Raw genomic sequence first — 21,577 nt, 5'->3', positions numbered from 1 at the left:
GAATAAAGCCATCCGACACAAAGAAACGGGCCCCTAACTAAAAAGTTAACGGCCCGCTGTCGAGTGTTTACTGCTTTAAATCGCCTTTGCCGGCCCGCTTATAGGATGAAGCGGGACAGATCGGTGTTTGTTGCAAGGTCTCCGACATGCTCGCGGACGTAGGCGGCGTCGATGGTCACCGACACACCGGCACGATCCGACGCATTGTAGGAAATATCGTCAAGCACGCGCTCCATGACCGTCTGCAGACGGCGTGCACCGATATTCTCGACGGTGGAGTTCAGATGCACGGCGACATCGGCAAGTGCGTCGATCGCATCGTCGGTGAAATCAAGCTTCAGGTCTTCCGTTTCCATCAGCGCCTTGTACTGGCGGATGAGGCTGGCTTCCGGCTCGGTCAGGATGCGGCGGAAGTCTTCCTTGGTCAGTGGCTTCAGCTCGACGCGGATCGGCAGGCGGCCCTGCAATTCCGGCAGCAGATCCGAAGGCTTCGAGACGTGGAAGGCGCCGGAGGCGATGAAGAGGATATGGTCCGTCTTGACCGGGCCATATTTCGTCGAAACCGTCGTGCCTTCGACCAGCGGCAGCAGGTCGCGCTGCACGCCTTCGCGCGAGACACCGGCACCCATGCCGCCATCGCGGGCCGCGATCTTGTCGATCTCGTCGAGGAAGACGATGCCGTCGTTCTCGGCGGATTGCACGGCTTCGCGCTGGATCGCCTCGTTGTCGATCAGCTTGTCGGATTCGTCGCGCACGAGTTCCTTGTAGGAATCCTTGACCGTGGTGCGCACCTTCTTCGTGCGGCCGCCCATGGCCTTGCCGAACATTTCCGACAGGTTGAGCACGCCGATATTGGCGCCGGGCATGCCGGGGATTTCGAAACCGCCGGGCATGCCGGAACCGGTATCGGCAACTTCGATGTCGATTTCCTTGTCATCCAGCTGACCGTCACGCAGCTTCTTGCGGAAGCTGTCGCGTGTCGCCGGCGATGCGGTGGCACCGACCAGCGCATCGAGCACGCGCTCTTCAGCGCTCATATGCGCCTTGGCCTGCACCTCGTTACGCTTCTTTTCGCGTACCAGGCCGATGCCGACCTCAACGAGATCGCGGACGATCTGCTCGACGTCACGGCCGACATAGCCGACTTCGGTGAACTTCGTGGCTTCGACCTTGATGAAGGGTGCGCCGGCAAGCTTGGCGAGACGGCGAGAGATCTCCGTCTTGCCGACGCCGGTCGGGCCGATCATCAGGATGTTCTTGGGCATGACTTCGTCGCGCAGATCGGGCTCGAGCTGCTGGCGGCGCCAGCGGTTGCGCAAGGCGATCGCCACGGCGCGCTTGGCCTCATGCTGGCCGACAATATAACGATCGAGCTCGGAGACGATCTCGCGGGGGGAAAAAGTGGTCATTTCGCGTGTTCCCTGTCAGGGCTAGAAACTATCAAGAGAGGAACGTCTTAGGCTTCGGCATCGAGCGTTTCGACGATCACATTGTGGTTCGTGTAAACGCAGATGTCGGCAGCGATATCGAGAGCGCGGCGGGCGACGTCCTCGGCGGACTTGTCGCTATCCATCAGCGCGCGTGCGGCGGCGAGCGCGAAATTGCCGCCTGAGCCGATCGCCATGGCGCCGTGTTCGGGCTCGAGCACATCGCCGTTGCCGGTGATGGCGAGCGTTATCTGCTTGTCGGCAACAAGCATCATGGCTTCGAGGTTGCGCAGATATTTATCCGTGCGCCAGTCCTTCGCGAGCTCGACGGCGGCGCGCATCAACTGGCCGGGATATTGTTCCAGCTTCTTTTCAAGACGCTCGAGCAGGGTGAAGGCATCGGCGGTCGCGCCGGCGAAACCGGCGATGACATCGCCCTTGCCGATGCGGCGAACTTTGCGCGCATTGCCCTTCATCACGGTCTGGCCAAGGCTCACCTGGCCATCACCAGCCATCACGACCTTGCCGTTCTTGCGAATAGTCACGATTGTCGTCATTTAACACCTGTTTGCCCCCGTTACGGCGGGCTTTCTGCCGGGCCGCATTTCGGCCCCGTCAGCACCTATGTAAGAGGGCTTTTGGCGATTGCAAATGGCATCCGAACCGGATTGGTTCACGCGAGCCGGCTAAAGACGCACGGCCCATGCGTAACTTCTGGATATTTCTCGATCCGCCTGATAAGGAACGGCCGTATTCCGATGGAGCAGCCCATGGCAGAGACCGCAGCGAGCCGCACGGCAAGCGTTTCCCGCAAGACCAACGAGACCTCGGTCTCCGTGTCCGTCAACATCGACGGCAGCGGCAAATCGACGATTTCGACGGGTGTCGGCTTCTTCGACCATATGCTGGAACAGCTGTCGCGACATTCGCTGATCGACATGGAGATCGACACCAAGGGCGACCTGCATGTCGACGACCATCATGCCGTCGAAGATACCGGCATCGCCATCGGCCAGGCCATTGCCAAGGCGCTCGGCGACCGGCGCGGCATCACGCGCTATGCCTCGATCGATCTCGCCATGGACGAGACGATGACGAAAGCGGCCGTCGATCTTTCCGGCCGGCCCTTCCTTGTCTGGAACGTCAGCTTCAGCGCGCCGAAGATCGGCACCTTCGATACCGAACTGGTGCGCGAATTCTTTCAGGCCTTAGCGCAGAATGCCGGCATCACGCTGCATATCCTCAACCATTATGGCGCCAACAATCACCATATAGCCGAGACATGCTTCAAGGCCGTTGCGCGCGCACTGCGCACCGCAACCGAGATCGATCCGCGGCAGGCAGGCCGGGTGCCCTCGACGAAAGGCACGCTCGCCTGAGCCCCGAACTGGGGAATTGAGGAAATGGCAAGCTATCTGATTTTGACGCCACCCGGAGCGCTAGGCCGATCAGAAGTATCGGATCGGTATCGCGACGGAACGCGATTCATCCGCGACGGCTTTTCGTGGAAGGCATTTCTGTTTCCCACACTCTGGATGCTCTTCAATCGCCTCTGGCTGCACGCCGTTGCTGCCATCCTGTTGCAGGGCCTCGCTCTGGAGCTGATGCGACAGCCGGGATTCTTCGCCGCCGGAGCCGGGATTCTGTTGGGCGTGCACGTCCTGGCGGCCCTCGAAGGCCCGCATGCGCTCAGCGATCGCCTTGTCGGACGCGGCTGGAAGGTGGAAAATCTCGTGTCCGCGCATGATCTGACGACGGCGGAGGAAATGCATTTTTCCCAGCTGGAGCAGAAACGAGACCAGGATATCCATCCAAAAGATTGGGATATTTCGGCCACAAACACCAATACCCGCCGCCAAGGCCCGAGCTTCGGCCTTCCCGGCTATGACGGAGGACGCTGACCATGCGCGTCGCAATTATCGATTATGGTTCCGGCAATCTGCGCTCGGCCACGAAGGCTTTCGAGCGGGCTGCCCGTGAAGCAGGCATCGACGCCAAAATCGACCTGACCGATGACGCCGAGCGCGTCGCCACGGCCGACCGCATCGTGCTGCCCGGCGTCGGCGCCTACGCCGATTGCCGTCGCGGCCTCGATGCAGTGCCCGGCATGGCGGAAGCGGTCATCGACGTTGTCGAACACAAGGCCCGCCCCTTCCTCGGCATTTGCGTCGGCATGCAGCTGATGTCGTCGCGCGGGCTGGAGAAGACTGTTACCCCAGGGTTTGGGTGGATCAAAGGCGATGTCAAGGAAATGACACCGAACGATCCCAATCTGAAAATTCCGCAGATCGGCTGGAATACGCTGGACTTGCGCCACCCGCATGCCCTGTTCGACGGGATCGAGACCGGGCCGGACGGCTTGCATGCCTATTTCGTTCATTCCTATCATCTGGCGGCCGACCATGGCGACGATGTCATCGCGACGACGAGCTATGGCGGATCGATGACCGCCTTCGTTGGACACGACAATATGGCCGGCGCCCAGTTCCATCCGGAAAAGAGCCAGAAGCTCGGCCTTGCCCTGATTGCCAATTTCCTGCGCTGGAAGCCGTGACGCTTCGCGCTTTGAGGACCAAAACATGATTCTCTTCCCCGCTATCGACCTCAAGGACGGGCAGTGCGTGCGCCTGAAGCTCGGCGACATGGAGCAGGCAACCGTCTACAATCCCGATCCCGGCGCCCAGGCGAAAGCCTTTGAAGACCAGGGCTTCGAATGGCTGCATGTCGTCGATCTCAATGGCGCCTTTGCCGGCGAGACTGTGAATGGCGCTGCCGTCGATGCCATCCTTAAGGCGACGAAAAATCCTGTGCAGCTCGGCGGCGGCATCCGCACGCTCGACCATATGGAGAACTGGCTTTCGCGCGGGCTTACCCGCGTCATCCTCGGCACGGTTGCTGTGCGCGATCCGGCCCTTGTCATTGAAGCCTGCAGAAGATTTCCAGGCCATATTGCCGTCGGCATCGACGCCAAGGGTGGCAAAGTCGCAGTCGAAGGCTGGGCGGAAGCCTCCGAACTCGGCGTGATCGAGCTTGCGAAACAGTTCGAGGGCGTCGGTGTTGCCGCGATCATCTATACCGACATCGACCGCGACGGCATTCTGACGGGTATCAATTGGGCCTCGACGCTGGAACTGGCCGACGCGGTCTCCATCCCCGTCATCGCCTCCGGCGGGCTCGCCTCGCTGGATGATATCCGCCGCATGATCCAGCCGGATGCCCGCAAACTGGAAGGTGCGATTTCCGGCCGCGCGCTCTATGATGGGCGGATCGACCCGAAGGAAGCACTGGCCCTGATCAAACAGGCCAAGGAGGCAGCGCAATGACCCTGAAAGCCCGCGTCATCCCCTGCCTCGACGTCAAGGACGGCCGCGTCGTCAAGGGTGTCAATTTCGTCAACCTCGTCGATGCCGGCGATCCCGTAGAGGCCGCCAAGGCCTACGACGCCGCCGGCGCCGACGAGCTCTGCTTCCTCGACATCACGGCGTCCTCCGACAATCGCGACACCATCTTCGATGTGGTGGCGCGCACCGCCGAACAATGCTTCATGCCCGTCACGGTTGGCGGCGGAGTGCGCACGATCGCGGACATCCGCAAGCTGCTGCTCTGCGGCGCCGATAAGGTTTCGATCAATTCGGCGGCCGTGAACAATCCCGATTTCGTTGCCGAGGCCGCCGATAAATTCGGCAACCAGTGCATCGTCGTCTCGATCGACGCGAAACGGCGGCGCACCGAAGCGCTCGGCGGCGACAATATGAGCGCCTGGGAGATCTATACCCACGGCGGCCGCAACGCGACCGGCATCGATGCCGTCGATTTTGCCCGCAAGATGGTCGAGCGCGGCGCCGGCGAGTTGCTCGTCACCTCCATGGACCGCGACGGCACCAAGGTCGGCTACGATCTGGAGCTGACGCGGGCGATCGCCGATGCCGTGCGCGTGCCCGTCATCGCGTCGGGCGGCGTCGGCGATCTCGACGACCTCGTCGCCGGCGTGAAGGAAGGCCATGCGACGGCGGTACTGGCTGCTTCGATCTTTCACTTCGGCACCTATTCGGTGGGCGAGGCAAAGCGCTACATGGCCGAGCGCGGCATTCCCATGCGGCTGGATTAGGAGACAGCGTAGCGATGAGCGGATTTACCCTTTCCGACCTCGAAAAAATCGTCGAGGAACGCTCCAAGGCTTCGCCCGACGAATCCTGGACGGCGAAGCTTTTTGCGGCCGGCCAGCCGAAAGCGGCGAAGAAACTGGGCGAAGAGGCAATCGAGGCCGTCATGGCTGCGGTTGCGAATGATCGCGACAACCTCACCTACGAGGCCGCCGATCTGCTATATCACCTTTTGGTCGTATTGAAGATTGCCGGCATTCCATTGCAGAATGTCATGGGTGAGCTCGAAAGGCGCACCACTCAATCCGGCCTTCAAGAGAAGGCAAGCCGGTAAAACGCAATGACGATAGCAACCAAGACCGAGCCAGCGCACGAGACACTCGATATTTTCCAGGCGAAAGCCTATTCGCCCTATTATTTCTTCTCCTCGGAAGAATGGGCGAAATTCCGCGCGGATACGCCGCTGACATTGACCGCCGACGAAGTGACGCGGCTGCGCTCGATGGGCGACCCGATCGATCTCAACGAGGTCCGCCGCATCTATCTGTCGCTGTCGCGCCTGCTGTCCTCGCATGTGGAATCCTCGCAGATCCTGTTCGAGCAGCGCAACCGCTTCCTCAGCCTCTCCGATGTTGCCAAGACGCCATTCGTCATCGGCATTGCAGGCTCCGTCGCCGTCGGCAAATCCACCACGGCGCGTGTCCTGAAGGAATTGATGGGCCGCTGGCCGTCGAGCCCGAAGGTCGATCTGGTCACCACAGACGGCTTTCTCTATCCGAACGCCGAACTGCAGCGCCGCAACCTGATGCAGCGCAAGGGCTTTCCGGAAAGCTACGACACGGCAGCGCTCTTGCGCTTCCTTTCGGCAATCAAGGCCGGCCAGCCGAATGTCCAGGCTCCCTCCTACTCGCATCTCGTCTATGACGTGCTGCCGAACGAGTTCAAGACGGTCGACCGCCCGGATATCCTGATCTTCGAAGGCATCAATGTGCTGCAATCGCGGCATCTGCCGGCTGACGGCAAGATCGTGCCGATGGTCTCGGACTTCTTCGATTTCTCGATCTATATCGATGCCGACGAGGATCTTATCCATAACTGGTACGTCGCCCGCTTCATGAAGTTGCGCGAAACCGCCTTCCGCGACCCCAACTCCTTCTTCCACCGCTACGCCTCGATCAGCGAACAGGAAGCATTGGCGATCGCCGAAGGGCTGTGGAAGAACATCAACCTCAAGAACCTGCGCCAGAACATCCTGCCGACGCGACCGCGCGCCGACCTCATCCTGCAGAAGGGCAAGAACCATCTGATCGAGCAGGTTGCGCTCAGGAAGCTGTGACGGAGGCTTCCTCAGTTGCATCCGCCGCCGCCATCTCCGGCGAAGCGCTATCGCGCAGAATGCGGATGAGCATGCATACCGCGAGCCCCGTCGGTATCAGAGCCCCGAGCGGCAGCACTTGCCGCGCGATCTGCTGATTGTAGAGCGGATAAAGCCAGGCGATGCCAAGAGGAGCCGATAGGCCCCGCTGGGTGAAGAAAAAATACGCGACCGCGACATTCATGGGGATCGTGTCGTAGGAATAGCCATAGGGCGTGGCGATAAGCGTCAAGACGATCGTAAGGCAGACCTTGGTTCGATGATCGACAACCGTCTTGCGACGCCAGAGCCATAGGGTCGTGGCGATGGCTGCGATCGAGAAGATCATTTGGAGTGAATAGGAGGCAGCAAGGCCGAGCCCCAAGGATCGCGCCAGCATGAAGAATGTCGTGGCATTGACCTGATAACCCTGCGGAAAGGGCGCTTCCAGGATCGCCGTCATCAGCGGCCGGGTCTTGGTCAAAAACAGCGGCCAGACATCGAAGCCGAATAGCAGGCCTGTCGCGATCACCAGCAAAAGCGCCGTCACACCTGCCGAAAGAAAGGCCCGGTAGTTCCCACTGGCAAGCAAGCAGAACGGCACCAGGACGCCCAATTGCGGTTTGACCGTCAACAGGCCGAAGAGAATGCCCGCGATGATTGGCCGGCTCGGAGCAAGCAGCAGCCCGGATAGCAGGAGCGCCGTCGTCAACGCTCCATTTTGTCCGAAGATGACGTCGACCATCGTGGCGGGCGAAACGACGATGAGCACGCGCGCCCACCAAACCAGACCGAGCGGCTTCGTTGCCACGAACAGCAGGAAAAGCGTACCCAATGTCCAGATGATATAGGCGATGAAAATCGGCAATCCGGCAAGAGGAACGCCAATCAGCAGCATGGAGGGCGGGTAGCTCCATTCCTGATTCTGCATCAAGGGCGACAGGAGCAGCCGAAGCTCCCGTCGATAAGCCTCGGCATCGAACAGATAGGCGACATTGCCTTTCAGGGCCATCACCGCCCCGCCCCAGAGATTGGTGAAATCCCAATAGGGCAGACGATTGGTCATGACGGAGAATCCGTCGGGCGTTAAGACCCATAAGGATGTCAGGAAGTAGAGACCCCTTGCCAATCCGAGAGCAACGGCCAGGGCCGCAAAAATCAACTCCGGTCTCGTCCTCAGCCTTGTCACGATCGCCCCAATCGCATTCGTCTCCAATCTACTTATGGGGTTACCCGTCTTAAGGTCAGGTTTATCCGCCCGCCATTCTTCAGCAATGTCGATGTCGCGGGATAGATGCGGTCGACGCCGTGGAAGCTGAGCCTGCCCTCGCCGCCGAGGACGACGATATCGCCGCTGGAAAGCTTGAAAGATAGCGTACGATCATTGCGGTTGAGGCCGCCCACCCGAAACAGGCAGGTGTTGCCGAGCGAGATCGACAGCACGGGCGCGTTGAGATCCTGTTCATCTCGATCCTGATGCAGGCCCATGCGGGCATCGTCTGCATAGAAATTGACGAGGCAGGCCTGCGGCGGCTTTTCATAACCTGCTATATCATTCCAGAGATCGAGCATTTGCGGCGGCATAGCCGGCCAAGAACGATCTGTCACGGGATGAGTGGGTTGATACCGATAGCCGCGTTGCTTGTCCGTGACCCAGCCGAGCGGGCCGCAATTGGTCATGCGCACCGACATCTCTTTGCCGGTGCCCGGCATGACGGGCGTGAATAGCGGCGCGTCGGCCACGACAGCACGGATCGCCTCGATCAGCGTTTCCTGGGCGGGGCGATCGAGGTATCCGGGCAGGTGGCGGATTCCGTTTGGGAGCAGCATTTGGTGTCCTGTAGGTGTTGCCAATTAGGTGAATGCATCACCGCCTCGCCTTTGTGCATGGCCCCTCACCCCAACCCTCTCCCCGCAGGCGGGGCGAGGGAGTTTCTCGTACCTCAAGCTCGCTGCCGCACACTATCCACGGCAAGCGAGGGCGGTGCTGTGGCGCTCGGTCGTCCCTTCTCTCCGCACGGCGGGGAGAAGGCTAGGATGAGGGGCCGAGCACATAGCTGCCGCGAAATCGGACTCACCCGACAAGCTATTTTGAACCAACCAAACCCAGCATGCAGCCCGAAAAGCCGATCTAGTCGCCGCCGACCTTGCCGCGCATCTTCTTCACTTCGGAACGCCCGGACTTCTCCTTCAGCCTGCGTTCGACGGAGCCCTTAGTCGGCTTGGTCTTCTTGCGCGGCGGTGGCGGTGGGGCAGCCGCCTCGAGGATTAGCTCCTTCAGGCGCTCTCGCGCATCCTCGCGGTTGCGATCCTGGCTGCGGAAACGGCTGGCCTCGATCATCAGCACGCCATCCTTGGAGACGCGCCGCCCGGCAAGTCTGACCGCATTCGCCTTGACGCGGTCTGTCAGCGACGGCGAATTCTGGACATTGAAGAAAAGCTGGACAGCCGTCGCGACCTTGTTGACGTTCTGGCCACCGGGACCGCCCGCCAAAACGAACTGTTCCGCCAGCTCCCAGCCGGCAATGGTAATCCGGTCGTTGATGTAAAGCGCTTCGCTGGCCATGGTTTTCTCCGCGCCTGCCCTGGACAGCGAATATTCGGTCGAAGCCGCATCGCCGCTCTATCGGTCTACGCAATTCCAAGCGGAAAACCGCTGAACACTTTTCCTGAAATCGCTCTATTCCACATTGCACTGCGCTTGAAAACATCCGGTGAAACGAAAAACCCGGCGGATGGGCCGCCGGGTTTCACGTGAGTCATTGCTGTTGCTAAAAGTCTACTCCGCAGCGGCCGGCATTCCCGGCGCCGCATCGCGGACATTGCCGTCCACGTGACCTTCGAACTTGGCGAAGTTGGTGACGAACATCTGCACCAGCTTTTCGGCCTGCGCATCATAGGCATCGCCATCGGCCCAGGTGGAGCGCGGGTCGAGGATGGCGCTGTCGACGCCTTCGACCGCGACCGGAACCGCAAAGCCGAAATTCTGATCGATGCGGAACTCGACATTGTCGAGGTCGCCCTTGAGGGCAGCAGCGAGCAGCGCACGCGTCGCCTTGATCGGCATGCGGCTTCCCTTGCCATAGGCACCACCGGTCCAGCCGGTGTTGACCAGCCAGCAACGGGCGCCGTGACGAGCGATCAGCTCCTTGAGTAGATTGCCGTATTCGGCCGGATGGCGTGGCATGAAGGGAGCGCCGAAGCAGGTCGAGAACGTCGCTTCCGGCTCGACGACGCCCTTCTCGGTGCCGGCGACCTTGGCGGTGTAGCCGGACAGGAAGTGGTACATCGCCTGATCCGGCGTCAGCTTGGCGATCGGCGGCATGACGCCGAATGCGTCGGCCGTCAGCATGATGATCGTCTCCGGATGGCCGGTAATGCCGGATTCCGAAGCGTTCGGGATGAAATGCAGCGGATAGGCGCTGCGGGTGTTTTCTGTCAGCGAGCCGTCATCGAGATCCGGCTTGCCATGTTCGTCGAGCACGACATTTTCCAGCACGGTGCCGAAGCGGCGCGTGGTGGCGTAGATTTCCGGCTCGGCCTCGGCCGAAAGGCGGATGGTCTTGGCGTAGCAGCCGCCTTCGAAATTGAAGATGCCGTTCTCGCCCCAGCCATGCTCGTCGTCGCCGATGAGCGTGCGGGTCGGGTCTGCCGAGAGCGTCGTCTTGCCGGTGCCGGACAGGCCGAAGAAGATCGCGGCATCGCCTTCGGGACCGACATTGGCCGAGCAGTGCATCGGCATAACGCCGCGCTCCGGCAGCATGTAGTTCAGCGCCGTGAAGACCGATTTCTTCATCTCGCCGGCATAGGACGTGCCGCCGATCAGGACGATACCGTTGACGAAGTCGCAGGCGATCACCGTTTCCGTGCGGCAGCCATGACGCTCCGGATCGGCGCGGAAGCTCGGCAGATCGATGATCGTCAGCTGCGGCACGAAACTTTCGAGCGCCGAACGGTCGGGACGGATCAGCAGATTGCGGATGAACAGCGAGTGCCAGGCGAATTCGGTGATGACGCGCGTCGGCAAAGCATATTCGACGTCGGCGCCGCCGATCAGATCCTGCACGAACAGGTCCTTGCCGCGGGCATGCGCCAGCATGTCCTCATGCAGCAGCTCGAAATGCTCCGGTGACATCGGCTTGTTGTTGTCCCACCAGATCTGGTCTTCGGTGGTGGCGTTGCGCACCACGAACTTGTCCTTCGGGGAACGGCCGGTGTGCTGGCCGGTCAAAGCCCTGAGCGCGCCATCGGCGGTCAGATCGGCTTCATGACGACGAATCGCCTCCTCATAGAGATGGGCCTCCATGAGGTTATAGCGCACGCTGGCGGCGGCTCCCAGGCCAATCGATCCCAGTTCAGTCGCGGGATTACGGACGCCGAATTGCTCCATCACTTTTTCCTCTGCAAAGGCCTCAGCCGTTGTAATTGCCTAAAGCGTAGAGGTGTCTTTTTAAAAGCACAAGAGCGAAAAACAAAAAATCTTTAATGATATCAGATATTTAATCGATTTAAATAAATCTCGGCAATTTTAAATCGTTTGAATAAACCATGACGGGACGTTTCGTCACACAACCGCCGATCACGGATGTTTGGCCTTAGCAATCCTCCCCTTTATCTTTGCCACAATTTGTTCCACCTTTATCCCCATAAGCGCGCCAGGTTACCGCCGACCGAGCTGGCAGACCGCCTGGGCTGGATTCCAAATCCGGGAGACGCGCACTGATGACGGAGACGAATACCATGTTGACAATCGCGCTCGTTGACGACGACCGCAATATCCTGACTTCCGTATCGATTGCCTTGGAAGCAGAGGGATATAAGGTAGAGACTTACACGGACGGAGCCTCGGCGCTCGATGGCCTGCTTGCCCGGCCGCCGCAACTGGCGATCTTCGATATCAAGATGCCACGCATGGACGGCATGGAGCTGCTGCGCCGCCTGCGCCAGAAATCCGATCTGCCCGTGATCTTCCTGACGTCCAAGGACGAGGAAATCGACGAACTCTTCGGCTTGAAGATGGGCGCCGACGACTTCATCACCAAGCCCTTCTCTCAACGCCTGCTGGTCGAGCGCGTCAAGGCCGTGCTTCGCCGCGCTTCGGCCCGCGAGGCTGCGAATGCTGCCGGTGGCGGCAACGCGGTCGCAAAGCCGGGAGCAACGCAGCAAGCCCGCTCGCTCGAACGCGGCCAGCTCGTCATGGACCAGGAACGCCATACCTGCACCTGGAAGGGCGAGCCGGTAACGCTGACCGTTACCGAATTCCTTATCCTGCATTCGCTGGCGCAGCGCCCCGGCGTGGTCAAGAGCCGCGACGCCCTGATGGACGCTGCTTACGACGAGCAGGTCTATGTCGACGACCGCACGATCGACAGCCACATCAAGCGGTTGCGCAAGAAATTCAAGATGGTCGATCTCGAATTTGATATGATCGAGACCCTGTATGGCGTCGGCTACCGCTTCCGCGAAGCCGCATAAGAGTTAACTGGACCATACGGCAAACGATGAAATAAGAGCATGCGGACGGGATCGACGATCCCGTTCTTCGAAAGGGCCGTTGGCTTGGCACAGCTGGTGCAGGACAGAGATATAGACGACTCGGAAGGCCCGAGCGGCGCTCGAATCGCGCGCCGACGCTGGACCCATCCCTTCGTTCTGATCCGCCGCATCTTCGGCAATGCCGTATTTTCGAGCCTGACGCGCCGCATCCTGTTCTTCAATCTTGCGGCGCTGGTCGTCCTTGTCGGCGGCATTCTTTATCTCAACCAGTTTCGCGAAGGCCTGATCGACGCGCGGGTCGAAAGTCTGCTGACGCAAGGCGAAATCATCGCCGGCGCCGTTTCGGCTTCGGCTTCGGTCGATACGAACTCCATCACCATCGATCCGCAGAAACTGTTGGAGCTCCAGGCAGGCCAGAGCATTACGCCCGTTCCGAACGACGAGGATCTGGAATTCCCGATCGATCCGGAAAAGGTGGCGCCGGTGCTGACGCGGCTGATCTCGCCGACGCGCACCCGCGCCCGCATCTTCGATGCCGATGCGAACCTGCTGCTCGACAGCCGCCATCTTTATTCGCGTGGCCAGGTGCTGCGCTACGATCTGCCGCCGGTCGACGACGAGAAGCAGAGCTGGTCCGACTGGTTCAGCGGTCTGCTCAACAAGATGCTGCAGCCGGGCAACCTGCCTGTTTACAAGGAAGCGCCTGGCGGCGACGGCTCCATCTATCCGGAAGTCATGAATGCGCTGACGGGCGTGCGCGGCGCCGTGGTCCGCACCACGGAGAAGGGCGAGCTGATCGTTTCCGTCGCCGTGCCGGTCCAGCGCTTCCGCGCCGTGCTCGGTGTGTTGCTGCTATCGACCCAGGCCGGTGATATCGACAAGATCGTTCATGCCGAACGCCTGGCGATCATGCGCGTCTTCGGCGTCGCGACGCTGGTCAACGTCGTGTTGTCGCTGCTGCTGTCGTCCACCATCGCCAATCCGCTGCGCCGGCTCTCCGCCGCGGCCATTCGCGTGCGCCGCGGCGGGGCGAAGGAGCGCGAGGAAATTCCGGATTTCTCGGCCCGGCAAGACGAAATCGGCAACCTGTCGATCGCGCTGCGCGACATGACATCGGCGCTTTACGACCGCATCGACGCGATCGAAAGCTTCGCGGCCGACGTCAGCCACGAACTGAAGAACCCGCTGACATCGCTGCGCAGCGCCGTCGAAACGCTGCCGCTCGCCAAGAGCGACGATTCCAAGAAGCGGCTGATGGATGTGATCCAGCATGACGTTCGCCGCCTCGATCGCCTGATCAGCGACATCTCCGACGCATCGCGGCTCGACGCCGAACTCGCCCGTTCGGACGCGAGATCGCTCGATCTGGAAGTGCTGCTGCGCGACATGATCGACATTTCGCGGCAAGTGGGACACAGCAAGCGGGCCGTCGAGATCGAATATGTGATCGACCGTAAGCCGGCCAACAAGGCGAAGTTTACGGTCGACGGCCACGACCTGCGCATCGGCCAGATCGTCACGAACCTCATCGAGAACGCCCGGTCTTTCGTTCCGAACGAGACCGGCAAGATCACGGTCAGGCTGACGCGCACGAGAACGCGCTGCGTCATCTATATCGAGGACAACGGTCCGGGCATCCAGGCCGAGAATATCGACCGCATCTTCGAGCGCTTCTACACCGACCGGCCGGAATCGGAAGGCTTCGGGCAGAATTCCGGCCTCGGTCTCTCCATCAGCCGGCAGATCGCCGAGGCACATGGCGGATCGCTGCGCGCTGAAAACATCGTCGACAGCGATGGCATGACGCTGCTCGGCGCGCGTTTCATCCTCTCGCTGCCCGCCAAGACGCAGGCATGAGCGCCCGCATGACCGGCGAAGCAACCAATATCCACGCCACGGCGATCGTCATCGGCAAGACCGGGCTTTTATTTCTCGGCCCCTCGGGAAGCGGCAAATCCACCCTCGCCTTCTCTTGCCTTGCGGCTGCCAAGCCGCTCGGACTTGCAGCCATGCTGGTGGCCGACGACCGCGTGCTGATTGCAAAGCAGGACGGTTCGGTAACCGCCGAATGCCCGCCGACAATCGCTGGTCTGATGGAGATTCGCTATACCGGCATCGTTCGTATGCCTTACATTTCAAAGGCTGAGATGCACTTTGCCATCCGTCCGGTCGATCCGGCGACGGCCGAGAGATTGCCACCCGAAGACGAGCAGATCGACGTCACTGGCTCCATTCGGTTGCCCTTGATCCGCCTGTCCGCAACCTCCGCGAATCCACTCGCCATAATAACAGCGAAAATCGGCGCCAGACTGGATTAATTGGCCGACTTGGCCTCAACCGGCGCTCAAATCCTGTATTTTAAGCTTGCACTTCGTCTTTTCATCGCCAAGATGTCCCCCCACCGGTGGACGACATTGCTGCATTGCGATATTGGCCACCTGTTTGCGTATGCGATGGGAGCAGTAATATCATGATCGGACTTGTGCTTGTCACTCATGGCAAGCTGGCTGAAGAGTTTCGGCATGCCGTCGAGCATGTCGTTGGTCCGCAGAAGTTCATAGAGACGGTATGCATTGGTCCCGAAGACGACATGGACAAGCGGCGGCAGGACATCCTGCAGGCCGTCGCCGGCGCCGATGACGGACATGGCGTCATCATCCTCACCGACATGTTCGGCGGCACTCCCTCCAATCTCGCAATCTCCGTCATGAATAGCGGCCACACCGAGGTCATCGCCGGCGTCAATCTGCCGATGCTCATCAAGCTCGCCGGCGTGCGCGGCGACAACAACATGGAGAAAGCCCTGGTGGAGGCTTCAGAGGCCGGTCGCAAATACATCAACGTGGCCAGCCGCGTGCTCAGCGGCAAATGACGAGACAGCACCGCCCCCATGACTGAGCTTTCCCGTGAACTCCTGATCATCAACAAGCGGGGCCTCCATGCCCGCGCCTCCGCCAAATTCGTCCAGACCGTCGCAGCCTACGACGCCGCCATCACCGTTTCGAAGGACGGCACGACGGTCGGCGGCACTTCGATCATGGGCCTGATGATGCTGGCGGCCAGCCCCGGCTGCAGCGTCACGGTGACGGCAAGCGGCAATCAGGCTGCCGAAGCGCTCGAAGCGCTGGACCAGCTGGTGGCCAACAAGTTCGGCGAAGAAATCTAGGCGTTTCCCGCCAGCCGCCGCCTGGATATAAAGACATAAAGACTTCTTTATATCATTATTGATTTCCGCCCTGAAGCCTGCTACACGGCATCATCCACACGCTGTCAGCGTGCAATTCTTGTTGCATTCGGCCGAGGCGTTTGCCTTTGGCGCGATTGCATCGTTCAGGCTGGAGATCTTCATGAGCACTGAAAAGGACTACGTCGTCGCGGATATCGGCCTTGCCGACTTCGGCCGCAAGGAAATCACGATCGCCGAAACCGAGATGCCGGGCCTAATGGCTTGCCGCGCCGAATTCGGCGAAGCACAGCCGCTGAAGGGCGCGCGCATCACCGGATCGCTGCACATGACGATCCAGACCGCCGTTCTCATCGAGACGCTGGTCGCCCTCGGCGCTCAGGTGCGCTGGGCATCGTGCAACATCTTCTCGACGCAGGACCATGCCGCTGCCGCAATCGCCGCCTCCGGCGTTCCGGTCTTCGCTATCAAGGGTGAGAGCCTCGAAGATTACTGGACCTACACGGACAAGATCTTCCAGTGGACCGATGGTGGCGTTTCCAACATGATCCTCGACGACGGCGGCGACGCCACGATGTATATCCTGCTCGGCGCCCGCGCTGAAGCCGGTGAGGACGTGCTCTCCCATCCGCATTCGGAGGAAGAGGAAATCCTTTTCGCGCAGATCAAGAAGCGCCTCAAGGCTTCGCCGGGCTGGTTCACCAAGCAGCGCGACGCCATCAAGGGCGTGACCGAAGAAACCACCACCGGCGTCAACCGCCTCTACCAGCTCAGCCAGAAGGGCCTGCTGCCCTTCCCGGCCATCAACGTCAACGATAGCGTCACCAAGTCGAAGTTCGACAACAAGTACGGCTGCAAGGAGTCGCTGGTTGACGGTATCCGCCGCGCCACCGACGTCATGATGGCCGGCAAGGTCGCCGTCGTCTGCGGTTACGGCGACGTCGGCAAGGGTTCCGCCGCTTCGCTTTCCGGCGCCGGCGCACGCGTCAAGGTCACGGAAGTCGACCCGATCTGCGCGCTCCAGGCTGCCATGGACGGTTATGAAGTCGTTCAGCTCGAAGACGTCGTCTCCAGCGCCGACATCTTCATCACCACGACCGGCAACAAGGACGTCATCCGCATCGACCATATGCGCGCGATGAAGGACATGGCGATCGTCGGCAACATCGGCCACTTCGACAACGAAATCCAGGTTGCCGCTCTGCGTAACCAGAAGTGGACGAACATCAAGCCGCAGGTCGACCTGGTCGAATTCTCCAAGGGCAACCGCATCATCCTGCTGTCGGAAGGCCGCCTGCTCAACCTCGGCAACGCCACCGGCCACCCGTCCTTCGTGATGTCGGCTTCCTTCACCAACCAGACGTTGGCGCAGATCGAGCTCTTCACCAAGCCCGGCCAGTACAAGAACGAAGTCTACGTTCTGCCGAAGCACCTCGACGAGAAGGTCGCTCGCCTGCATCTCGCCAAGCTCGGCGTGAAGTTGACGGAGCTTTCCGAAGAGCAGGCATCGTATATCGGCGTGACGCCACAGGGTCCGTTCAAGTCCGACCACTACAGATACTGATTGTAACGATAGTATCCACAACATCTTGTGGCCCTGGCATTGACAAATGCCGGGGCTTATTTTTTAGCCAGCTCCCTTCCCGCCGATTCCCTTAGGCAGTATTGTTTTTAGACTTGATTCGTGACGAACCGGGCCCGCCCGGAGCCATGAAAATGGGATGTCTTGTCAGGATGCGGCACATTAGAGCGGATGATTTTTGGTCTATTCGACCAGAGATCTGAATCAGCTCTAAATCAAAGAAGTAGAGCATAATGTCGTCCGAAAACCGCTTACACTTTTCGGCATCATGCTCTAAAGGACGGAGACAGACCTCTTATGTCTGAAAGGGAAGACAACCTGCATCAGCCAGCGCTACGCGGAGCGGCGGCGCGGCTGTGGCAGGTCGATGCATATTGGTTTTCAGGACGGGCGAAGCATGGCAAGGGCCGGCTGGCTTCATTGACCCGCCTGCTGCGGCTCAGCGTTTTCGGCGGTCTGGTGACCGGTCTAGCAGGGCCCGTTCTCGCACAGAGCGATGCCGCCACGCAGACGAGCATGCGCCTCTTCACCTCATCGGAAATGGCCGTCTTCTCCGTCATCATCGGTGTCATTTCCGCAGCGCTCCTGTCGACCATGTGGATGGTCAGGCAGCGCGGCAATATGGAAAGCGAAAGCCGCGAGATTCGCACGGCGCTGTCCGATGCCAACCAGCGCATTTCGCAATATCAGGCGCTGATCGCCGACAAGAATCGCCGCATCGTCATCTGGGACGGCCAGAACGCGCGGCCGGAACTGCTCGGCCAGCTTCCGGTCGAAACCGGCGCACCGCAGGACAACGAGTTCCTCGCCTTCGGACGCTGGCTGAAATCATGGTCGGCCGGCGAACTCGACAGGGCGATCGACAAGCTGCGCGGCAGCGGCCAGAGCTTCGATATGGTGGTCGAGACCAATCGTGACGAAATTCTCGAAGCGCAGGGTCGCATTTCCGGCGGCCGCGCCTTCGTCCGCTTCATCGCGCTCAACAATCTGCGCGCCGAATTGGCCGAGCTGAAGATCGAGCGTGACCGGCTGATGACCTCGATCTCCGCCTTCCAGAATCTGCTCGACGCCATCGACCTGCCTGTCTGGCAGCGCGATGCCGAAGGCAAGCTCACCTGGGTCAATCAGGCCTATGGCGAGGCCGTGGAAGCCATTTCGACCGAGGAAGCGATCCGCGAAGAGCGCGAATTCCTGACGACGGTGGCCCGCGAGCGCATCCGCGCCTCCGCAACCCCGGAATCGCCCTTCCACGACAAGATTTCGACCGTCGTGCACGGCAACCGTACCTTCTTCGACGTCGTCGACGTCAAATCGCCGAACGGTTCGGCCGGAATGGCGATCGATATTTCCGAGGCGGAAGGGATTCGGGCCGAGCTGGCGCGCACGCTGAAGAGCCACGCCGAAACGCTCGATCACCTGGCGACACCGGTTGCGATCTTCGATGGCGACAGACGGCTGCAATTCTACAATCAGGCCTTCGTCCAGCTCTGGGAACTCGATATCGCCTTCCTCGAGAAGCGGCCCGACAATAGCGAGCTTCTGGACCGGCTGCGCGGCGCCAAGAAGCTGCCGGAACAGCTGAACTGGAAGACATGGAAGGACGGCGTTCTTTCGGTCTATCGCGCGCTCGATACGCAGACCGATCTCTGGCATCTGCCCAACGGCCAGATCCTGAGGGTTTTCGCGACGGCGCATCCGCAGGGGGGTGCTACCTGGGTGTTCGAGAACCTGACCGAGCAGGTCGATCTCGAAACGCGCTACAACACGCTGGTCAAGGTGCAGGGCGAAACCATCGATCATCTCTCCGAAGGCGTCGCCGTTTTCGGTCCGGATGGACGCATCCGCCTTTCCAACCCGGCTTTCCGCATTCTCTGGAACATCACAGAGGCGCAGGCCAAGCCCGGCACGCATATCCAGACGCTGGCCGAGGCCTGCGCTCCCTCCTACGACCGGCCCGATGGCTGGAAACGGTTTGCCGAGCAGATCACCAGCTTTGACGACGAGCGGCCGTCATCGCAGGGGACGCTGGAGCTCTTTTCCAATCTGGTGCTCGACTACGCCGTCATTCCGCTGCCGAACGCGCAGACCATGCTGACCTTCGTCAACAAGACCGACAGCGTGCGCGCCGAACGGGCACTGACGGAAAAGAACGATGCGCTGCTGAAGGCGGACGAGCTGAAGAACGACTTCGTTCAGCACGTCTCCTACGAGCTGCGCTCGCCGCTGACCAACATCATCGGCTTCACCGACCTGTTGAAGACGCCGGGCATCGGCTCGCTGAATGACCGGCAGGCCGAATATATCGATCATATCTCGACTTCCTCCTCCGTGCTCCTGACGCTGGTCAACGACATTCTCGACCTGGCGACGGTCGACGCCGGCATCATGCGGCTGAACTACTCCGAGATCGTGCTCAATGACCTGCTCGACGAAGTGTCGATGCAGATTGCCGACCGATTGCAGGAAAGTGGCGTGACGCTCGAAATCACCGTGCCGGCCCATCTCGGCTCCATCGTTGCCGACCAGCAGCGGCTGAAGCAGATCCTGCTCAAGCTTCTGACCAACGCCGCCAATTTCGCGCCCGAGGGATCGACGATTGCGCTCAAATGCGGGCGCGAAGGTGCGGATTTCGTCTTCTCGGTTTCCGACAAGGGGCCTGGCATATCGGAAGAGCTGATTCACAGCGTCTTCGATCGCTTTGCCTCCGGCGGCAAGGGCGGCAAGCGCAGCGGCGCGGGCCTCGGCCTTTCCATCGTCGAGAGCTTCGTCAGCCTGCATGACGGCGAAGTCTCCATCGAGAGCCAGCCGGGCAAGGGCACGACCGTAACCTGCCGGATTCCTTCGGCTGAATTGCCCCATTCCGTCGCAGCAGAATGACAGCCTCGAACAGCAGCATTTCCCTCTTCCTCGCAGATGACGCCGCCACGGCTCAGCTCGGCGAGGATCTGGCGCTGGCATTGAAGGTCGGTGACTGTCTGGCGCTGTCTGGCGATCTCGGCGCCGGCAAATCCTCGCTCGCACGCGCACTGCTGCGCGCCATGGCCGACGATGCCGAACTGGATGTGCCGAGCCCGACGTTTACGCTCGTGCAATCCTACGAGCTACGTATTCCTGTCTCGCATTTCGATCTCTATCGCCTCGGCGATGCCAGTGAATTGACGGAACTTGGCTTCGACGAAGCTCTGCAGACCGGTATCTGCCTTGTCGAATGGCCCGAAATGGCCGAAGGCGAGCTGCCGAAGGAGCGCATCGACCTCAAGCTCACGCATGAAGGCGAAGGACGGCGGGTCACCATCACAGCACCGGCCAAGCAGATGGTGCGCATCGAGCGCGTGCTTGATATCCGTGCCTTTCTCGATTCAAACGGCTATCGCGGCGCGCTCAGGCGCTTCCTGACTGGCGATGCCTCGCTACGCGCCTATGAGTCCATCTATCCAAGCGATGGCGGCGACCGTGTGATCCTGATGGATTGGCCGGGCCTGCCGGAAGGGCCGCCCGTGCTCGACGGCAAGCCCTACCCGAAGGTCGCGCATCTTGCCTGGGATACCTATCCCTTTGTGGCGATCGCCAACATCCTGCGCGAAAACAGCTTTGCCGCTCCGGAAATCTTCGCTGCCGATTACGATCAGGGCATTCTTCTGATCGAGGATCTCGGCACCGACGGCGTGCTCGACGCGCAAGGCAAGCCGATTGCCGAGCGCTATCGCGAAAGCGTCGCCTGCCTCGCGCATTTGCATGGCCTTTCCATTCCCCGTGACATCCCGGTAACGCCGGATCACGTCCATCACATTCCGGATTTCGACCGGACCGCGATGAAGATGGAAGCGCGGCTGCTTCTCGACTGGCATCTGCCCTGGAAGCGCGGCACGCCCGCAAGCGATGAGGAACGCGCCGACTATCTGGTGATTTGGGACAAGCTGATCGATCAGCTCGAGGATGCGGAAAAGAACCTGCTGCTGCGTGACATGCACTCGCCGAATATCATCTGGCGGGCGCAGGAAAAGGGCATTCAGCGCATCGGCCTCATCGATTTCCAGGATGCGATGATCGGGCCGACCTCCTACGATGTTGCTTCGCTGGTACAGGATGCCCGGGTGACGATCGAGCGCGGTCTGCATGACCAGCTGATGACCGACTACCTCGCGCTGCGCCATGCGCAAGGCGGGTTTGACGAGGCGAAATTCCTGAAGAGCTGGGCGATCATGTCGGCGCAACGCAATTGCAAGCTTGCCGGCCTCTGGGTGCGGCTCTTACAGCGCGACGGCAAGCCGGGATATCTCAAGCACATGCCGCGCACGCTCGCTTATCTCGCCATCGCCTTCGAACACGAAGCGCTCACCCCCTTACGCGAATGGTGCGAGAAGGCTGGGATCGGCCGGGCATAACAGCCAGAGCGTGATGCCGAAAAGTGTAGGCGGTTTTCGGGCAACA

At 60.6% G+C, this 21,577-nt stretch carries 21 protein-coding genes; 15 read left to right on the top strand and 6 right to left on the bottom strand.

Annotation, left to right across the window (positions count from 1 at the left end; translation table 11 throughout):
* Window positions 1-98: 98 nt before the first annotated feature.
* Both hslU and hslV read right to left on the bottom strand, forming a co-directional pair.
* Window positions 99-1,409, bottom strand: a complete 1,311-nt coding sequence (gene hslU, locus GA0061102_RS10415; protein ID WP_092846563.1) for an ATP-dependent protease ATPase subunit HslU — start codon at window positions 1,407-1,409, stop codon at window positions 99-101.
* Between the two features lie 47 nt (window positions 1,410-1,456).
* Entirely contained in the window at window positions 1,457-1,984 is a 528-nt protein-coding gene (hslV, locus tag GA0061102_RS10410) for an ATP-dependent protease subunit HslV (RefSeq protein ID WP_092846561.1), read from the bottom strand.
* A gap of 213 nt (window positions 1,985-2,197) precedes the next feature.
* On the opposite strand from hslV, the gene hisB reads away from it, so the two are divergent.
* Genes hisB through coaA form a run of 7 tightly spaced genes read left to right on the top strand, consistent with a single transcriptional unit; the run spans window position 2,198 to window position 6,866 of the window.
* Complete coding sequence (hisB, locus tag GA0061102_RS10405) at window positions 2,198-2,806, top strand: imidazoleglycerol-phosphate dehydratase HisB (protein ID WP_015338215.1); 609 nt, start codon at window positions 2,198-2,200, stop codon at window positions 2,804-2,806.
* 24 nt (window positions 2,807-2,830) lie between these two features.
* Complete coding sequence (locus GA0061102_RS10400) at window positions 2,831-3,328, top strand: DUF2628 domain-containing protein (RefSeq protein WP_092846559.1); 498 nt, start codon at window positions 2,831-2,833, stop codon at window positions 3,326-3,328.
* A gap of 2 nt (window positions 3,329-3,330) precedes the next feature.
* A complete protein-coding gene (gene hisH / locus GA0061102_RS10395) occupies window positions 3,331-3,981 on the top strand; it encodes an imidazole glycerol phosphate synthase subunit HisH (protein ID WP_092846557.1) in 651 nt (216 codons plus the stop codon).
* 25 nt (window positions 3,982-4,006) lie between these two features.
* The gene (gene hisA, locus GA0061102_RS10390) at window positions 4,007-4,750 is read left to right on the top strand and encodes a 1-(5-phosphoribosyl)-5-[(5-phosphoribosylamino)methylideneamino]imidazole-4-carboxamide isomerase (RefSeq protein ID WP_092846555.1); all 744 of its coding nucleotides are present in this window, start codon (window positions 4,007-4,009) and stop codon (window positions 4,748-4,750) included.
* The gene (gene hisF, locus GA0061102_RS10385) at window positions 4,747-5,535 is read left to right on the top strand and encodes an imidazole glycerol phosphate synthase subunit HisF (protein WP_092846554.1); all 789 of its coding nucleotides are present in this window, start codon (window positions 4,747-4,749) and stop codon (window positions 5,533-5,535) included. The genes hisA and hisF overlap by 4 nt, the downstream gene beginning before the upstream one ends.
* A gap of 14 nt (window positions 5,536-5,549) precedes the next feature.
* Window positions 5,550-5,864, top strand: a complete 315-nt coding sequence (locus tag GA0061102_RS10380; protein ID WP_092846553.1) for a phosphoribosyl-ATP diphosphatase — start codon at window positions 5,550-5,552, stop codon at window positions 5,862-5,864.
* Window positions 5,865-5,870: 6 nt separating this feature from the next.
* A complete protein-coding gene (gene coaA / locus GA0061102_RS10375; protein ID WP_092846552.1) occupies window positions 5,871-6,866 on the top strand; it encodes a type I pantothenate kinase in 996 nt (331 codons plus the stop codon).
* Here coaA and GA0061102_RS10370 read toward each other — a convergent pair.
* The 4 genes from GA0061102_RS10370 to GA0061102_RS10355 form a co-directional block, all read right to left on the bottom strand.
* Window positions 6,853-7,950, bottom strand: a complete 1,098-nt coding sequence (locus GA0061102_RS10370) for a glycosyltransferase family 87 protein (RefSeq protein WP_245297967.1) — start codon at window positions 7,948-7,950, stop codon at window positions 6,853-6,855. The genes coaA and GA0061102_RS10370 overlap by 14 nt on opposite strands.
* Before the next feature lie 155 nt (window positions 7,951-8,105).
* Entirely contained in the window at window positions 8,106-8,714 is a 609-nt protein-coding gene (locus tag GA0061102_RS10365) for an alpha-ketoglutarate-dependent dioxygenase AlkB family protein (protein WP_092846548.1), read from the bottom strand.
* 301 nt (window positions 8,715-9,015) lie between these two features.
* Window positions 9,016-9,450 (bottom strand): alternative ribosome rescue aminoacyl-tRNA hydrolase ArfB, encoded by a 435-nt coding sequence (arfB, locus tag GA0061102_RS10360; protein ID WP_092846546.1) that lies wholly within the window; start codon window positions 9,448-9,450, stop codon window positions 9,016-9,018.
* A 213-nt stretch (window positions 9,451-9,663) separates the two neighbouring features.
* The gene (locus GA0061102_RS10355; RefSeq protein WP_092846544.1) at window positions 9,664-11,274 is read right to left on the bottom strand and encodes a phosphoenolpyruvate carboxykinase; all 1,611 of its coding nucleotides are present in this window, start codon (window positions 11,272-11,274) and stop codon (window positions 9,664-9,666) included.
* 350 nt (window positions 11,275-11,624) lie between these two features.
* Between GA0061102_RS10355 and GA0061102_RS10350 the strand changes: the two genes are divergently transcribed.
* The 8 genes from GA0061102_RS10350 (at window position 11,625) to tsaE (ending at window position 21,531) form a co-directional block, all read left to right on the top strand.
* Window positions 11,625-12,359, top strand: a complete 735-nt coding sequence (locus GA0061102_RS10350) for a response regulator transcription factor (protein ID WP_200863311.1) — start codon at window positions 11,625-11,627, stop codon at window positions 12,357-12,359.
* Window positions 12,360-12,443: 84 nt separating this feature from the next.
* Complete coding sequence (locus GA0061102_RS10345) at window positions 12,444-14,237, top strand: stimulus-sensing domain-containing protein (protein WP_208858632.1); 1,794 nt, start codon at window positions 12,444-12,446, stop codon at window positions 14,235-14,237.
* An 8-nt stretch (window positions 14,238-14,245) separates the two neighbouring features.
* Window positions 14,246-14,698: an HPr kinase/phosphorylase gene (locus tag GA0061102_RS10340; protein WP_092846541.1), complete on the top strand. Its 453-nt coding sequence runs from the start codon at window positions 14,246-14,248 to the stop codon at window positions 14,696-14,698.
* 152 nt (window positions 14,699-14,850) lie between these two features.
* On the top strand, window positions 14,851-15,252 hold the full coding sequence (locus GA0061102_RS10335; RefSeq protein WP_004127534.1) for a PTS sugar transporter subunit IIA: 402 nt from the start codon (window positions 14,851-14,853) through the stop codon (window positions 15,250-15,252).
* A gap of 18 nt (window positions 15,253-15,270) precedes the next feature.
* The gene (locus GA0061102_RS10330) at window positions 15,271-15,546 is read left to right on the top strand and encodes an HPr family phosphocarrier protein (protein ID WP_004127532.1); all 276 of its coding nucleotides are present in this window, start codon (window positions 15,271-15,273) and stop codon (window positions 15,544-15,546) included.
* Window positions 15,547-15,727: 181 nt separating this feature from the next.
* Window positions 15,728-17,128: an adenosylhomocysteinase gene (gene ahcY, locus GA0061102_RS10325; RefSeq protein WP_092846598.1), complete on the top strand. Its 1,401-nt coding sequence runs from the start codon at window positions 15,728-15,730 to the stop codon at window positions 17,126-17,128.
* Between the two features lie 315 nt (window positions 17,129-17,443).
* The gene (locus tag GA0061102_RS10320) at window positions 17,444-20,023 is read left to right on the top strand and encodes a PAS domain-containing sensor histidine kinase (RefSeq protein WP_092846539.1); all 2,580 of its coding nucleotides are present in this window, start codon (window positions 17,444-17,446) and stop codon (window positions 20,021-20,023) included.
* The gene (gene tsaE / locus GA0061102_RS10315; protein WP_092846537.1) at window positions 20,020-21,531 is read left to right on the top strand and encodes a tRNA (adenosine(37)-N6)-threonylcarbamoyltransferase complex ATPase subunit type 1 TsaE; all 1,512 of its coding nucleotides are present in this window, start codon (window positions 20,020-20,022) and stop codon (window positions 21,529-21,531) included. Before GA0061102_RS10320 ends, tsaE begins: the two co-directional genes overlap by 4 nt.
* Window positions 21,532-21,577: the final 46 nt, after the last annotated feature.

Source organism: Martinezella miluonensis (assembly GCF_900094545.1).
In the GTDB taxonomy this organism is placed as follows: domain Bacteria; phylum Pseudomonadota; class Alphaproteobacteria; order Rhizobiales; family Rhizobiaceae; genus Rhizobium; species Rhizobium miluonense.
Note: the sequence above shows the minus strand (reverse complement) of the source record. Positions and strands in the feature narration are given on the sequence as shown.